13 protein-coding genes are annotated in these 14,778 nt (G+C 65.8%); 2 read left to right on the forward strand and 11 right to left on the reverse strand.

Annotated features, from left to right (window positions below; translation table 11 throughout):
- Window positions 1–49: 49 nt before the first annotated feature.
- On the reverse strand, window positions 50–328 hold the full coding sequence (locus tag APZ15_RS20815; RefSeq protein WP_027790910.1) for a DUF4148 domain-containing protein: 279 nt from the start codon (window positions 326–328) through the stop codon (window positions 50–52).
- A gap of 317 nt (window positions 329–645) precedes the next feature.
- On the opposite strand from APZ15_RS20815, the gene APZ15_RS20820 reads away from it, so the two are divergent.
- Complete coding sequence (locus APZ15_RS20820; RefSeq protein ID WP_027790909.1) at window positions 646–1,806, forward strand: porin; 1,161 nt, start codon at window positions 646–648, stop codon at window positions 1,804–1,806.
- Between the two features lie 295 nt (window positions 1,807–2,101).
- Here the strand turns inward: APZ15_RS20820 and APZ15_RS20825 are convergent, their stop codons facing one another.
- Window positions 2,102–2,458 carry a hypothetical protein gene (locus tag APZ15_RS20825; RefSeq protein WP_226153349.1) on the reverse strand — a complete coding sequence of 119 codons (357 nt, stop codon included), beginning with the start codon at window positions 2,456–2,458 and terminating at the stop codon, window positions 2,102–2,104.
- A gap of 206 nt (window positions 2,459–2,664) precedes the next feature.
- Here APZ15_RS20825 and APZ15_RS20830 point away from each other — a divergent pair, with 206 nt between their 5' ends.
- Complete coding sequence (locus APZ15_RS20830; RefSeq protein ID WP_027790907.1) at window positions 2,665–2,952, forward strand: DUF4148 domain-containing protein; 288 nt, start codon at window positions 2,665–2,667, stop codon at window positions 2,950–2,952.
- A 79-nt stretch (window positions 2,953–3,031) separates the two neighbouring features.
- On the opposite strand, the gene APZ15_RS20835 is transcribed toward APZ15_RS20830, so the two are convergent.
- From APZ15_RS20835 to APZ15_RS20865, 9 genes are all read right to left on the reverse strand, one after another.
- Window positions 3,032–4,456, reverse strand: coding sequence for a heavy metal sensor histidine kinase (locus APZ15_RS20835; RefSeq protein WP_027790906.1), 1,425 nt, complete (start codon window positions 4,454–4,456; stop codon window positions 3,032–3,034).
- Window positions 4,453–5,136: a heavy metal response regulator transcription factor IrlR gene (irlR, locus tag APZ15_RS20840; RefSeq protein ID WP_021157388.1), complete on the reverse strand. Its 684-nt coding sequence runs from the start codon at window positions 5,134–5,136 to the stop codon at window positions 4,453–4,455. The genes APZ15_RS20835 and irlR overlap by 4 nt, the downstream gene beginning before the upstream one ends.
- Window positions 5,136–8,360: an efflux RND transporter permease subunit gene (locus APZ15_RS20845; RefSeq protein WP_027790905.1), complete on the reverse strand. Its 3,225-nt coding sequence runs from the start codon at window positions 8,358–8,360 to the stop codon at window positions 5,136–5,138. Before APZ15_RS20845 ends, irlR begins: the two co-directional genes overlap by 1 nt.
- Window positions 8,361–8,497: 137 nt before the next feature.
- Window positions 8,498–9,970, reverse strand: coding sequence for an efflux RND transporter periplasmic adaptor subunit (locus tag APZ15_RS20850; protein ID WP_027790904.1), 1,473 nt, complete (start codon window positions 9,968–9,970; stop codon window positions 8,498–8,500).
- A gap of 34 nt (window positions 9,971–10,004) precedes the next feature.
- Window positions 10,005–11,333: a TolC family protein gene (locus tag APZ15_RS20855; protein WP_027790903.1), complete on the reverse strand. Its 1,329-nt coding sequence runs from the start codon at window positions 11,331–11,333 to the stop codon at window positions 10,005–10,007.
- 370 nt (window positions 11,334–11,703) lie between these two features.
- Entirely contained in the window at window positions 11,704–12,456 is a 753-nt protein-coding gene (locus tag APZ15_RS39595) for a hypothetical protein (protein ID WP_080981933.1), read from the reverse strand.
- Between the two features lie 13 nt (window positions 12,457–12,469).
- A complete protein-coding gene (locus APZ15_RS39600) occupies window positions 12,470–13,156 on the reverse strand; it encodes a M35 family metalloendopeptidase (protein WP_080981932.1) in 687 nt (228 codons plus the stop codon).
- Between the two features lie 5 nt (window positions 13,157–13,161).
- Window positions 13,162–13,704 (reverse strand): PAAR domain-containing protein, encoded by a 543-nt coding sequence (locus APZ15_RS20860; protein WP_027790902.1) that lies wholly within the window; start codon window positions 13,702–13,704, stop codon window positions 13,162–13,164.
- Window positions 13,701–14,384: a PAAR domain-containing protein gene (locus APZ15_RS20865; protein WP_027790901.1), complete on the reverse strand. Its 684-nt coding sequence runs from the start codon at window positions 14,382–14,384 to the stop codon at window positions 13,701–13,703. Before APZ15_RS20865 ends, APZ15_RS20860 begins: the two co-directional genes overlap by 4 nt.
- Window positions 14,385–14,778: the final 394 nt, after the last annotated feature.

A 14,778-nucleotide genomic window follows, 5' to 3' on the forward strand; every position in this document is an offset into this window, starting at 1 on the left:
TGTGGGGTACGGCCGGCGGGCACCGTGCCAGCCGGCCGCGCATGAACGATCAACGAACCGCAAGACGGTTGTCGTGCGCATCGACCAGCGGCGCCGCCTCGCCGCGATGTACCGTCGCGCGATGGATTTCCTGGTTGCGCGCGACAGTGGCCGGGCTCGCCGGGTAGTCGTGGTTCGGGCTCGGGATCACGCCGTCGTGGCGCGCACGCACCAGTTCCTGACGGACTTCCTGACGGGTCTTCTGCTGCGCGGCCGCTGCCTGCGAGATGGCCGCAATCGACAGGACGGCGGCGGCGACGACGACGATCATCGGTCGCGGAATGTTCATGTGGCTCGCTCCTTGCTGGAAAGATGTGACAGGAGCCTTCACTTTGATCCGGCGGCGGTGCGCAATCGTGATCGCAGCATGACGGTTTCGTCACTGCCCCGGCCTCTCCTGCATCGCACTCCCGATGAAAACGGGTCGCAAGTTTCCAGGTCGATGACGCGGCGATGACATTTTTCTCATTTGTCCCTCACCTTCACGATCCGAACGCTTTCCAGAATCGGCAGCGCGATTGCGACATTCCGCGCCTGCCGCACCAACGCGCGGCGCCGGAATCGACCGATGCACGGATCGATCCTCTTGAACCTCAGGGACACACCATGAAAACTCCAGTTCGGCTCGCGATGATGTCGGGTGCGATGCTCACGGCCGCCCACGCGGCGCACGCGTCGGAAGTCACGCTGTACGGCCTGTTCGATACGTCGTTGACCTACGTGTGGAATGCCGACGCGAACGGCAGGAATCTCGTCGGCCTCGGCAACGGCAACCTGCTCGGCAACCGCTTCGGCGTGAAGGGCGCGGAAGATCTCGGCGGCGGGCTGAAAGCGGTCTTCACCCTGGAAAACGGCTTCAACCCGAACACCGGCGTGCTCGGGCAAGGCAACCGGATGTTCGGCCGGCAGGCCTTCGTGGGCCTCGAAAGCGCGCGCTGGGGCACGCTGACGCTCGGCCGCCAGTACGACGCGCTCGCGGATGTCGCGTGGCCGGTCACCGGCGATTTCTACTTCGGCAGCGTCTATGCGACACCCGGCGACGTCGACAACTACGACACGTCGTCGCGTACCGACAACGCGGTGAAATACACGTCGCCGCTGATCAACGGATTCCAGTTCGTCGGCATGTACGCGCTCGGTGGCGTGGCCGGCAAGAGCGGCGCCGGGCAAACCTGGTCGGCCGGCCTGTCGTACAGCAACGGCCCGGTCGACGTGGCCGGCGGCTACTACTACGCCGCCAATCGCTCAGCGCTCGCCAACGGCATCCGCACCGGCTGGAACAGCACCTCCGACGGCACGTTCGACGGGTCGCTGGTCAACGGCGGCTACCTCTCCGCGAAATCGATCGGCATCGCGCGCGGCGCGTTGCGCTACAGCTTCGCGCCGTTCGCGGCCGGCATCGACTACAGCAACGCGCAGTACAAGGCCGATGCGATGTCCGCATTTCGGAGCACGCAGAAGTACGACACCGCACGCGGCTTCTTCAACTACCAGGCGACACCCAGCCTGCTCGTCGGCGTCGGCTACAGCTACACGCGCGCCCGCGGCGATACGGGCGCGACCTATCATCAGGTGTCCGCCGGCGCCGATTACGTGCTGTCGAAGCGCACCGATCTCTACGCGGTCGGTGCATGGCAGCGCGCGAACGGCGAACAGCGCACGCTCGACGGTGGCACGCAAACGGCGCAGGCGTCGATCGGCTCCTATGGTTATGGCGGTACGCGCACGCAGGGCATCGTCAATCTCGGGTTACGCCACCGGTTCTGATCGCGGCGGCAATACGCGCGCCGCGTGACGAAAATTTCATGTTCCGATCAGGTTCGCGAAGCGTCGCTTCGCTACGATCGCAAACGTGACGGGCAGCGCCCGTTCCAGACCACGCAAGCGGGTCGCTGCCGCACGGCACGTCACGCGTTAGGCCCGGACTCGTCGAGTGCCGGGCTTCTTTTTTTGCTCGTCGTGAATCGACATCCTGCGTGCTCGGCGACGAACCCGCGACCGACCGCGCGGTATCCCGGACGACTCCCGCCGCATACCCGGCACGCGTGCCGTGCGATCACGGTCAACGCGTGCCGCTGCGCTGCGGGAACAGGCACACGTGCGTCTTGACGTACAGGTTCGGATTGCCGCAGCGATGCCCGGCATAATCGATCTGCTCGCCGGGCATGAGGTCGGCCGGTACCGGCTTGCGCGCGGCGGCCGGTGTGGTCGATGTGGCCGATGTGGCCGACGCAGCGGGCGTCGGGTCGGAACGCGTCGATGTGCAGCCCGCGAACAGCGGGACGATCAGGACTGCGATCAAGGCGAGGCGAATGGCGGGACGAGGCACTTTTCGGTCCGGGGTGAAAGTCGGAAAGGGCCGCCCGCATTCCATGCTGCTGTCGCGGACGGCGTGAATGCCGTCGGCCAGGTCGACCATCGGCAGACTTCATGTTCCGCTTCCCGCTCATCGCGTCCATGACGCGAACATGACGATTGCATCATGTCGGCCGCAGCCGAACGGCACATCCCGGCATCACGCAATCTGACGCATTTTTCATCTCGCGATCACGATCACGCACGGCTGCTTTCGCATACTGGGTCCACGGTTCGCCACCCGGCGGCCCCGATCAAGGAGAGCACTCAATGAAAACCGCACAACTCGCAGCACTGTTCGTCACCGCCACGCTGTCGCTCGGCATGGCCACGCAGGCCGCGTTCGCGCAGACGCAAACGCAGGGCAAGACCCGCACGCAGGTCGTCAATGAACTGAAGCAGGCGCAGCATGACGGCGTCGTGCCGACGAGCAAGACGCAGTACCCGCCGAGCAGCGAGCTCATCGCGCGCAACAAGGAGCTTCACGGGATTTCGGTGCATGGCGGCGAGAAGAAGCCGCAGACCGACAACCACGACGAACTGACCGCGCGGCAATGACGCCCGGCCGCACGACCGCGGGCAGCGCGCCTCGCGCGGCCGCCTCATGGCGAACGCGCGGGCGTGCCCGCCCGCGGTGTCAGGCGCCGGCAGCCGCCAGCCGCTTCGGCTCGGCCGGCTGGTGCGGAAAGCGCAGCCAGAACGTCGTGCGCCGGCCCGGGTCGCTGTCGACGCCGCATTCGCCGCCGTGATTGTCCATGATCGACCGGACGATCGCGAGGCCCAGCCCGGTACCCGACGCCGAATTGTGCCGCGACGGATCGACGCGATAGAAGCGCTCGAAAATCCGCCCGACATGCTCGGCGGCAATGCCGGGCCCCGTGTCCGACACGGCAATCGTCGTCGCACCGCCCTGCTCCACGCAGTCGATCGTCACGACGCTGCCGCGCGGCGCGTACCTCAGCGCATTGGACAGCAGGTTGCTCAGCGCGCGCTGGTACAGCGTCAGGTCCGCATCGACCCACGCGTGACCGTCGACCTTCACCTGCACGCCCGCATCCTCCGCGAGCGCCTCGTAGTAGCCGGCCACGCGCCCGGCCTCCTCCGCCGCATTCAATCGCCGCACGTCGATCGACGTGCCGGCCTGTTCCGAGCGCGCGAGAAACAGCATGTCCTCGATCATCCGCGACAGCCGCTGGTATTCGTCGATGCTCGACTCGATCACGTTCCGGTATTCATCCGCGCTGCGCGGCTGCGACAGCACGACCTGTGCGGCCGCCTGCAGGTTCGTGAGCGGCGTGCGCATGTCGTGCGCGAGATTCGACGAGAACTGGCTCAGCCGCGTGAACGACTCGTTCAGCCGCCCGAGCATCCCGTTGAACGCGTGCTCGAGCTCCTTCAGCTCGCCCGCGGTATCGAGTTCCGGCAGCGGATGGGCGAGCCGGCTCGTCGACATCTGCTCGGCGCGCGCCGCGAACCGCCTCAGCGGGCTCAAGCCCAGCGCCGCGATGCCGTACGCGATCGCGGCCGCGAGCACCACGCCGAACACCTCGATCACGACGATCGTATAAGCGTGCGTGCGCAGCAGCAGCACGTCGGCGCTGCGGTCGTACTGCACCGCCACGCGTACCACCGGTGCGCCTGCGCCGGCGAGCGGCACGGCCGTCACGAGATACTGCTGCCGCGCGCCGGGCGGCGCGACGCCGACCGGCACGCGCCCCGCGTCGAGCGTCAGCAGCGGTGCAACCAGGCGGAATCCGGGTGTGCCGACGAGGCGCGTGCCCGTCGCGTCGTAGATCGCGAGATCCATGTTCGGATGGCCGTGCAACTGGTCGATCCAGATATCGACGTTGCGCGCGACGTCCGCCGTCGAGCGCGCTTCGGCCAGATGCGCGCCCAGCGCGGCGGAAATCCCGGCCATCTGCTCGGCGGCCGTCGTTTCGACGCGATTGCCGAGCGCCTCGTAAAGCGCGACACCGCTCGACGCGAGGATCACCGACGTCGACAGGATGATCAGCGCGGTCAGGCGTCCGCGCAGCGTGCGCGGCAGCAGTCGCGCGATCATGCGGCCGCGCCGCCGCGCGCTTCGAGCACGTAGCCCATCCCGCGCACGGTGTGGATCAGCTTCGGGTCGTACGCATCGTCGATCTTCGAGCGCAGGCGCCGGATCGCCGAATCGACGACGTTCGTGTCGCTGTTGAAATTCATGTCCCACACCTGCGACGCGATCGTCGCGCGCGGCAGGATTTCGCCTTCGCGGCGCATCAGCAGCCACAGCAGCGCGAATTCCTTCGCGGTCAGCAGGATCGTGTCGCCCTGCCGCGTGGCCTTGCGGCGCGTCAGGTCGAGTTCGAGGTCGGCCACGCGCAGCGTGTTCGAATCGCGCGGCTGGCCGCGCCGCAGGATCGACTTGATGCGCGCGGTAAGCTCGACGAAGTCGAACGGCTTCGCGAGATAATCGTCGGCGCCGAGCTCGAGCCCCTTCACGCGGTCGCCGACATCGTCGCGCGCGGTCAGGAACAGCACCGGCGTCGACTTGCTGCGCCGCAGGTTCTGCAGCAGCGTCCAGCCGTCCTGCCCGGGCAGCATCACGTCGAGCACGAGCAGGTCGTATTCCTCGGTCTCGGCCTGGTGCTGGCCCGTGATGCCGTCCTCGACCCAGTCGACGACATAACCCGCTTCCGTCAGGCCCTTGCGCAGATACGCGCCCGTCTTCGGTTCATCTTCGACAATCAGAATTCGCATCACGCATTACCCTTGAAGAAACCCAGCCGGCGCAGCACGCCCGACACGAAGCCGCCGCCGAAGCCGCCCGCCATCGCGGCACGCCACGACACCGCATGGCTGACGCGGTACAGCACGGGCAGCACCAGCAGCGTCAGCGCCGTGGACGACAGGATACCGCCGATCACGACCGTCGCGAGCGGGCGCTGCACCTCGGCGCCGGTGCCGGTCGCGAACGCCATCGGCAAGAAGCCGAGCGACGCGACGAGCGCCGTCATCAGCACCGGCCGCAGCCGCGTGAGCGCGCCTTCGCGCACGGCGGCCTTGAGCGGCGTCCCTTCGTCGCGCAGGTTGCGGATGAACGAGATCATCACGAGCCCGTTGAGCACGGCCACGCCCGACAGCGCGATGAAGCCGACCGCCGCCGTGATCGACAGCGGAATCCCGCGCAGCCACAGCGACACGACGCCGCCGCTCAACGCGAACGGAATGCCGGTGAACACGAGCAGCCCGTCCTTCACGTTGTTGAACATCACGAACAGCAGCACGAACACCATGAACAGCGCGAGCGGCACGACGAGCTTCAGGCGCTCGCTCGCACTCTGCAGCTGCTCGAACTGCCCGCCCCACGACACCCAGTAGCCGGCCGGCACGCGCACGTCCTGCTGAAGCTGCTCGCGCGCGTCGGCGACGAACGAGCCGACGTCGCGCCCGCGCACGTTCGCGCTGACGACCACCCGCCGCTTGCCGTCCTCGCGGCTGATCTGGTTCGGGCCCGGTGCGACGTCGATCGTCGCGAGCTCCGCGAGCGGCACGTATGGCGCCGCCGCGAGCGGCGCGCTGGCGCCGGCCGCCGGCGCGGGCAATGCGATCGGCAGCCGCTTGATCGCCTCGATGTCCGAGCGCAGCTCGTCGGGCAGCCGCACGACGATGTCGAAACGGCGGTCGCCATGGAACAGCGTGCCGGCCTTCTGCCCGCCGACGGCCGCGGCCACCGTATCCTGCAGGTCGGCCACGCTCACGCCGTAGCGCGCGAGCTTGTCGCGGTCGAGATTGACGGTCAGCACGGGCAGCCCCGTGGTCTGCTCGACCTTCACTTCGGACGCGCCCGGCACCTTCTGCAATGCCGCCGCGATCTGCTCGCCGGTCTGGTTCAGCACGGCCATGTCGTCGCCGAAGATCTTCACGGCGACGTCGCTGCGCACGCCCGAGATCAGTTCGTTGAAGCGCAGCTGGATCGGCTGCGAGAACTCGTACGCGTTGCCCGGCAGCTCGGCAAGCGCTTCCTCGATCTCCCGCACGAGCCGGTCGCGCGGCTTCTTCGGGTCGGGCCACCGGTCGGCGGGCTTCAGCATGATGTAGCCGTCCGACAGGTTCGGCGGCATCGGGTCGGCCGCGATCTCGGCCGTGCCGGTGCGCGCGAACACGCGCTCGATCTCGGGGAAGCGCGCCTTCAGCGTCTTCTCGATCGACTTCTGCATCTCGACCGACTGCGACAGGCTCGTGCCGGGAATCCGCAGCGCGGCGACCGCCAGGTCGCCTTCGTTCAGGCTCGGGATGAACTCGCTGCCGAGTCGCGTGGCCAGCCCGAGCGTGACGAGCACGATCGCGCCCGCGCCGAGCATCACGCGCACCGGTCGCGTCATGAATGCCGCGAGGACCGGCTCGTATGCGCGCCGCGCCCAGCCCATCAGCCGGTTCTCCTTCTCCTCGACGCGCTCGCCGATGAACAGCGCGACGGCCGCCGGAATGAACGTGACGGTCAGCACCATCGCGGCTGCGAGCGCCATCACGACGGTGATGGCCATCGGATGGAACATCTTGCCTTCGACACCCGTCAGCGCAAAGATCGGCAGGTACACGACCATGATGATCAGTTGCCCGAAGATCAGCGCGCGCCGCGCTTCCTGCGACGCGCCGAACACCTCCGCGAAGCGCTCGTCCCGCGTGAGCGGCCGGCCGGCGGCAGCCTGCGCATGCGCGAGCCGCCGCACGCAGTTCTCGACGATCACCACCGCGCCGTCGACGATGATCCCGAAGTCGAGCGCGCCGAGGCTCATCAGGTTCGCACTCACCTTCGCGTTGACCATCCCGGTGAAGGTCATCAGCATCGACAGCGGGATCACGAGCGCGGTGATCAGCGCCGCACGCATGTTGCCGAGGAACAGGAACAGCACGGCGATCACGAGGATCGCGCCTTCGAGCAGGTTCTTCTTCACCGTCGCGACGGCCTTCTCGACGAGCACGGTGCGGTCATACACGGGAATCGCCTTCACGCCGGACGGCAGCGTGCGGTTCACGTCTGCCATCTTCGCGGCGACGGCCTTCGCGACCGTGCGGCTGTTCTCGCCCATCAGCATGAAGACCGTGCCGAGCACGACTTCCTCGCCGTTCGACGTCGCGGCGCCGGTGCGCAGTTCGCGGCCGATGTCGACCACGCCGACGTCCTTCATCCGCACCGGCACGCCGCCGACGTTGGTCAGCACGATGTTCGCGATGTCGTCGACCGTGCGCGCCTGGCCCGGCACGCGCACGAGATACTGCTCGCCGCGCTTCTCGATGTAGCCGGCGCCGACGTTGTCGTTGTTGCGTTCGAGCGCGCGCACGACGTCGGCGAGCGTCAGCCCGTACGACATCAGCTTCGCCGGATTCGGCGCGACACGGTATTCCTTCACGTAGCCGCCGATCGAGTTGACCTCGGTCACGCCGCGCACGTTCCGGAGCTGCGGCCGCACGACCCAGTCCTGCAGTTCGCGCAGGTCGGCCGCCGTATAACGCGTGCCGTCGGGCTTGCGCGCGGCGGCATCGGCCTCGACGGTCCACAGGTAGATCTCGCCGAGGCCCGTCGACGTCGGCCCCATCGCGGGCGCGATGCCGGGCGGCAGCTTGTCCTTCGCTTCCTGGATGCGCTCGTTGACGAGTTGCCGCGCGAAGTAGATGTCGGTGCCGTCCTTGAAGATCACGGTGACCTGCGACAGCCCGTAGCGCGAGATCGAGCGCGTCTGCTCGAGGCCCGGCAGCCCGGCCATCACGGTCTCGACCGGATAGGTGATGCGCTGCTCGGCCTCGAGCGGCGAATAGCCGGGCGCGGCCGTGTTGATCTGGACCTGCACGTTGGTGATGTCGGGCACCGCGTCGATCGGCAGCTTCTGGTAGCTGAACACGCCCAGTGCGGCCACGGCCGCGATCGCCAGCATCACGAGCCAGCGGTGCGCAATCGCAAAGCGGATCAGGCGTTCAAACATGGCGGGGGTCCTTGAAGCGGGGCACGGTCACCCTCGATGGACGGGCTGCCCGGCCGGCCACCCGGCGGGCCGGGAATCTGGCCGCGAACCGGGTCGCAGACCGGGCCGTGATTCGCACAACGGCGCACACTTGACGCTCATTCATGTTCCGCGCTCCCCTTGCCGAGTTCGGCCTTCAGCACGAAGCTGTTCGACGCCGCGTATTCCTGGCCCGGCTTCAGCCCCTTCAGCACTTCGGTCGCACGTTCGTCGCGCCGCCCCGTCTCGACGGCCTGCGCGACGAAGCCCTTCGGCGAACGCACGAAGACGGACGGTGCGCCGTCGACGTCCTGCAGCGCGTCGCTCGCGACCGCGAGCGGCACGCCCTGCCTGCCCGCGTCGACCGACACGTTCACGAACATCCCGGGCCGCCACACGCCGTCCGGGTTCGGCAGCACGACGCGCGCGGGCGCGGTGCGCGTCTGTTCGCCGAGCAGCGAACCCACGTACGCGATCGGGCCGCTCGAACGCGATTCGAACGCGGTCGCGACGACCGTCGCGTCGCGTCCCACCCGCACGTCGTTGAGCCGCTGCGCCGGCACGGCCATCTCGGCCCATACCGTCGACAGGTCGGAGATCACGAACATGCTGGCATCGGCGGCGATCGCTTCGCCGGGCGTCGCATGCTTCTCGACGATCGTGCCCGCGAACGGCGCACGCAGTTCGTAGCGGTTCAGCGCGCCCGCACCGGCGGGCGCATTCAGCGCGGCGAGCTTCTGCCGTGCGTTCTGCACGGCGATCTCGGCTTCGCGCAACTGCACCTGCGCCTGCTGGTAGTCCTGCTCGGCCGAAATGCGCTCCTGCCACAGCGTGCGTTCGCGCTCGTAGGTCGCGCGTGCGCCTGACAACCGGCGTTCGGCCGTCAGCAGCTCGCTGCGCCGGTCGGCAAGATCGGTGCTCGCGATCACGGCCAGCACCTGCCCCTTCGCGACGTTCTGCCCGAGCGACACCGACACCTGCTCGACGATGCCGGCCACGCGCGGCACCACGTGCGCGGTGCGATCCTCGTTGAACTTGATCTCGCCAGGGAGCTGGAACGGTGTCGCGATCTGCGCGGGGCCGGCCTTCGCGAGTGCGATTCTCGAGGTCGCCAGCTGCGCGTCGGTCAACACGATTGCGCCGTCGGCGCGTGCGAACGGGAACGAGGCGGCGTCATTGCCCGCCTTCACGTCGATCGTCGCATCGAACACGTGCGGCTTGGCGATCGACTGCGCGGACACGAACTTCCGGCCGGCCGCGTCGAAACGCAGCGGCTCGTGCGTGCGGTCGTAACGGATCAGCGTGCCGGACACGGTGACGCCCTTGCCGGCCGGCTTGCCGTCGACGAACGGATAGACGACGAGGCGCGCGTCGCCGGGCTTCTCCGTCATCACGATTTCGACGGACAGCTTGCCGCGCCTGAGCACGACACCGCCGCGCTCGCCGGCGGCTTCGGCGGATGAAGCGGCTTCGGGCGCCGCCGACGCGGAGGTGGCGCCGCCGCCATTGCGCGTGACGCCGAGTGCGCCGAGGACGATTCCGGCGCTGCCGAGCACGACCGCCGCGATGATCAGGATTCTGCTGCGTGACATGATGATCCTTCAGGTAATGGAGGCGTCTGTGGCGCTATTGCGTGACAGGTGCGAACGGTGCAAGCGGCGTACCGACGAGCCGGCCGATGTCGGCACGCGCGGTATGGGCGTCGGCGAGCGCGCGCACGTATTGCGACTGGCCCTGGAACAGCGTGCGCTGCGCGTCGAGCACGTCGAGGAAGCTGAACTTCCCGAGTTCGTAGCCGCGCGACATCGCGTCGAGCGCGACGCGCGCGGCCGGCAGGATGTCGTCCTTCAGCCGCTGCGCTTCCTGCGCGGCGGCTTCGAAATTCGCGTAGGCCTGCGTGAGTTCCAGCCGCAGGCGTGTGCGTTCGCGATCGAGATCGGCGTTCGCCCGAGCGGCCTTGTGCGTCGCCTCGAGCAGCGCGCCCTTGTTCGTGTTGAACAGCGGAATCGGGATCGACACGCCGACCACGGCCTGGTTGTCCGGCACGCCGCCCGTGGTCACGCGCTTCACGCCCGCGCTGATCGTCACGTCCGGAATACGCCGCGCGCGTTCGAGCGATACGGCCGCGTTCGAGCGCAGCATCTCGGCGCGCGCGATCCGCGCGAGCGGCGCGTCGTCGAGCTGCGCGGTGAGCGCGGGCAGCGACTCGACCGGCGGCACGGCTTCGAGGTCGCCGAGCACCGCCAGCCGGCCGTCGCGCGCCTCGCCCATCACCGCGTTCAGCTTCTCGCGCGCGACCTCGACGCGGCCGCGCGCCGTCACGACTTCGATCTGCACGCCGGCCGCCGCCACGTGCGCCTTGGTCGCCTCGACCGGCGACACCTTGCCGGCCTGTGCACGGCGGCTCGCGAGATCCGCGGAGCGTGCGGCGATCGCGGCCGATTCCTCGGTGACCTGAAACTGGCGCTGCGCGGCGAGCAGCCCGTAGAACGCGGCGATCACGTCGGCGCGCACGACGGCGCCCTGTTCGTCGAGAGACGCATTGGCCGCTTCCCTGCCGTACGACGCGACGTCGAGCCGCGCGCCGCGCTTGCCGCCGAGTTCGATCGTCTGGTTGATCAGCGCGGTCGACGTGCGTTCGGCGCGACGGAAGCCTTCCTGCAGGAACGACACTTCCGGATTGGGGCGCGCACCGGCCTGCATCAGCGCGCCGGCCGACGCATCGACGTCCGCGCGTGCGCCGCGCAGCGCCGGATTGTTCCGGGCCGCGGCCGCGAGCGCATCGGCAAGCGTCAACGAGGTGGAAGGGCGTGCGTCGGGTGGCGGTGCGCCGATCGGCGGGGCGCCGCCGGAGATAGCCGGAGCCGGAGCCGGAGCCGGGGACAGCGACGGCTGCGCATGAGCCGTCGCGGCCATCGCGAAGACGACGGTCGCGGCGAGGTTGAGCTTGAGCATGTTCGGTTCTGCGGTAACGGTTCGCGACCGATGCTACGGTTCGGCCGCAGTGCGAACATGAGACGAAGATGACATTTCCGTCATCTTGGGGGCGGCCGCGCGCGAGCGTGCGACGCTTGCCGGCCGCGGCGGTGGGACCGCCACCACGCACGGCGATTGGATGAAGCGGCGTATCGCCTTACCGACTTGCTAGAACAACGTGATCCACTCGCGGATATGTGAGCGGATCACGTCTCACGAATCAAATACAGCAGATCTCCAGAAACGCCGACGAACAAGACGCGGAACCCACTGCGTCGCAAACCTCACGGCGGCACCTCACTGTCCACGGAAGTGACCACCTCCCGACGGACATATCGGCCTTATCCGATCAATTCTTGGACGCGTCGACCTTTACCTCAATCCTCGTATATTCCGGTCCCAGCAATTGCGTTCGCTCAGTTTGTCCTCGCTCGTCCGTCATTCCGACATAGCGGTCCGCGCTCGTGGTGATTCGGTAGCAAACGTGCGCAAGCGGCTTCGAACGAGACCCAAGAAGCAACGCCTTGTCTTCGGTACGCGCCGTCCATCTCTCCGTCGTGACGATACGAGCCGTTGCAGGCTGACGCTCGTCAGCACACGTAAAACGATCAACGTCATGTGTGGGACCCGGCGTAGCCGCCGTAACTGCATAGCTACTAACACCTCGCAAACCCGCGGTATTGCATAGATTCTGACAACCTTCCGATGGGCATTTCGGAACAAACTCAACGCCGACCTGATGCGCGTCGTAGGGGTCGCGTTTGCCGTTCTTGCCCTGAATGATCCGCTCGTGAATCCACACGTCTTGGGGATTCATTCCCAGTTGAACAAGGAAAGATTTCATCGCCTCACCACGCAATTTTGCCAACGCTTTCGGATTGCGTTCCCACGCAAACGCGGCTGCATCTACAGTTGCTGATGCCCCTTCACGTGTCCACTCTCTCGCAGTCAGGAAGTGTCTAACAAGACTCAACCGATCGCTGTTGCCAACCTCGATAGAATTCAACGCCAACTGCATATTGTCTTGTTCCAGAACCTTACATGCATAGGCCTGCGACGAGCAGAGCGCAAACGCCAAGAGAAGCGATATCGATCGTTTCATTCCTTTTGCTCGGTTAACGCGCCAAAACGAACCACGCGATGCTGTCTGCATTTCTAATAGCCTGTTCTGGATGTTCTTTCGCCAATCGTTCGCAGGCCCAACGGCCATACGCGCCCGGGTAGTCCTCGGAACCAAATGTATCTATGAAATGCGAACACTCGTGAACTATCGTAAGTTGCTTCGATGATAAGTTGCTCGCGGATCGGTCAGGTAGCGAGCAGAAATTGATATTGATCGCAATCGTATGCGTCGCAGTATCCGGACGACAAACATGCGCCACTTCTCCGTCAAGCCTCTTCATATTGGGCAAGCAGCCAGTAGCCAAGTCCGCGTCAGAGCCGGGACGTACAAAGTTCTTGGCGGTCAGGTTCGACATGACTGTCACGAGAGCCCCGAGACCCGCAGTCAACCGGGTTCTGACCGTGCTGTCAGACGAACCGAACCACTCGACAACGCGAGCCTGTGTATCGGGCGTCCAACGCGCCAGTCCGGCTATTCTCCGCTTGGTAATAACAACAGCCTCATCTCTCAACCCTAGAACAAGCTTCCTGAATTCTGCGTCAGTCATGTTAGGACAGATAGGCGGACCGTTCAGTGACAACGGAATTATGACTTTCGAACCGCGGACCGTATTCGATTCACCTTTCCCGACCTGAATCCAGTCACCGTTTCCTTGCGTATTTTCATTGCCCGTTACCATATTCTTTAGTCTTCCACATAAATTTCGACCTCCAACGCTTCTCGGCTCGTCGTAACAATTCGTTGGGTATGGCCGATAGCATCCGTAACACCGCTGAACACTTTTCCGGACGCGGTATGGATACGGTATTGCACGCGTGCCAAGGGTCGGCCGGTATCGGCATCGTGCAAAACAAATTGTTCGTCGTGTTTAGCGTGAATCGCCAACGACGAACGAGGAGTGCTCTGCCCCGTCAGCGCCACCACTTCCTCTGCCGTGAAAATCATCCTCATGTTGCGCTCCGCGTAGAACACCGGCGGCGGACTGCAGCCGCACACGTTGATATCACCGCTCAATGCCCATTGCTTGCCGTTCGGGCCCGTGCCGGGCCAGCGCGGCCCCTCCGGCGCAACGAATCCTTCTTGCTTGCAGGCCGTGCAGTAGGTTTTCATGCCGAGCGTGGCGATTTGTACTGCCGGCGGCGGATTAGAACAGGTCACGGAGTCGAGACCTTCGGTGATGATCGCGCTTCCGGCGCGGTCGCCCTGGGCGAGGAAGGACCGGATCATTTCGCTGCCTCTTGATCAGCTACGATCGCCAATTTCACCACCGTGAAGGTATCGGCGAAGCCCCTTCCTTCACATTCCGGGGAGTCCGTGACGATATCGCCGTTTGAGAGTTCGCTACCAACGAAGGCGAGCGGCGTGAAGTCGGGGTAATTCGCGATGCCAAGGCCACTGATTATTCGAGCGGTTGAACCGTCCACATAGTGGACAATGTTTCCCACGACAGCGGACTTGCCGAGCGATTCGCCAACGTCCCATGTGCCGGTTGCTTCACGCAGCACGCCGCCCCTCGCGGTCGTCGCCCCTTTCACGGCCAGCCGGTAGCGTGGGCGCGCGGGCGGCGGTACGTAAGCAGGATCGAACAAGCCGGGAATCGGCTTGTCATCAGTCACCCGGATACCGGCTCCGTCTTGCAACGTTTGAGTGATGACGTCGCCGTTGCTTAGTCGCGAGCCGACTAGCGCCATTGGCTTGCCGTCGGACGTGGCGGAAAATCCCGCCCCGTCGACGACTACGGCCTCGGTGCCGTCATCGTATTGAACGACGTCACCGACGCGGGCCAGCATCAGCCCGCGATAGCTCGTCTTGCCAGCGACTTCGGCAACCCAACCGCCGCGCTTGGTACGCGAGCCGATGGTCGCGAAAAGATGGGTAAGCGCTTTTGCTTCTTGTTCGTTCGGCATCCTTCATCCCTTTCCGGTTAAGTAGGTGAAATGTGCTCCACGCCAACTTAAAGCCAACCCAACAGGGGGATCAATCGTCCGTGTACGAAAATTCGGCAACGATTATCTGGTATCCGAACGAATTTCATGAAGAATTATCGGATGCAAAGCTTTGAGTATGATTTCCGCGTATCGGGCGGTGCGCTGTCGGGCCGGATGCCCGCACTCTTCGAACTTTTTGTCCGCAATGCCCACACGTCGCCCGCTCGTCTAAAACGACTGAACGCAGGGATTCGCGAATTCAGACGCCGGACGCACGTTTGTAGCGCTCATCTTTATTGATCCGGATTCGCTGGGCGGCGGATTTCGTATTGAAGCTGTAAGGGACCGCGTGGCGCGAGGACAAGGTCCGCCA

The organism is Burkholderia cepacia ATCC 25416 (assembly GCF_001411495.1).
In the GTDB taxonomy this organism is placed as follows: Bacteria; Pseudomonadota; Gammaproteobacteria; order Burkholderiales; family Burkholderiaceae; genus Burkholderia; species Burkholderia cepacia.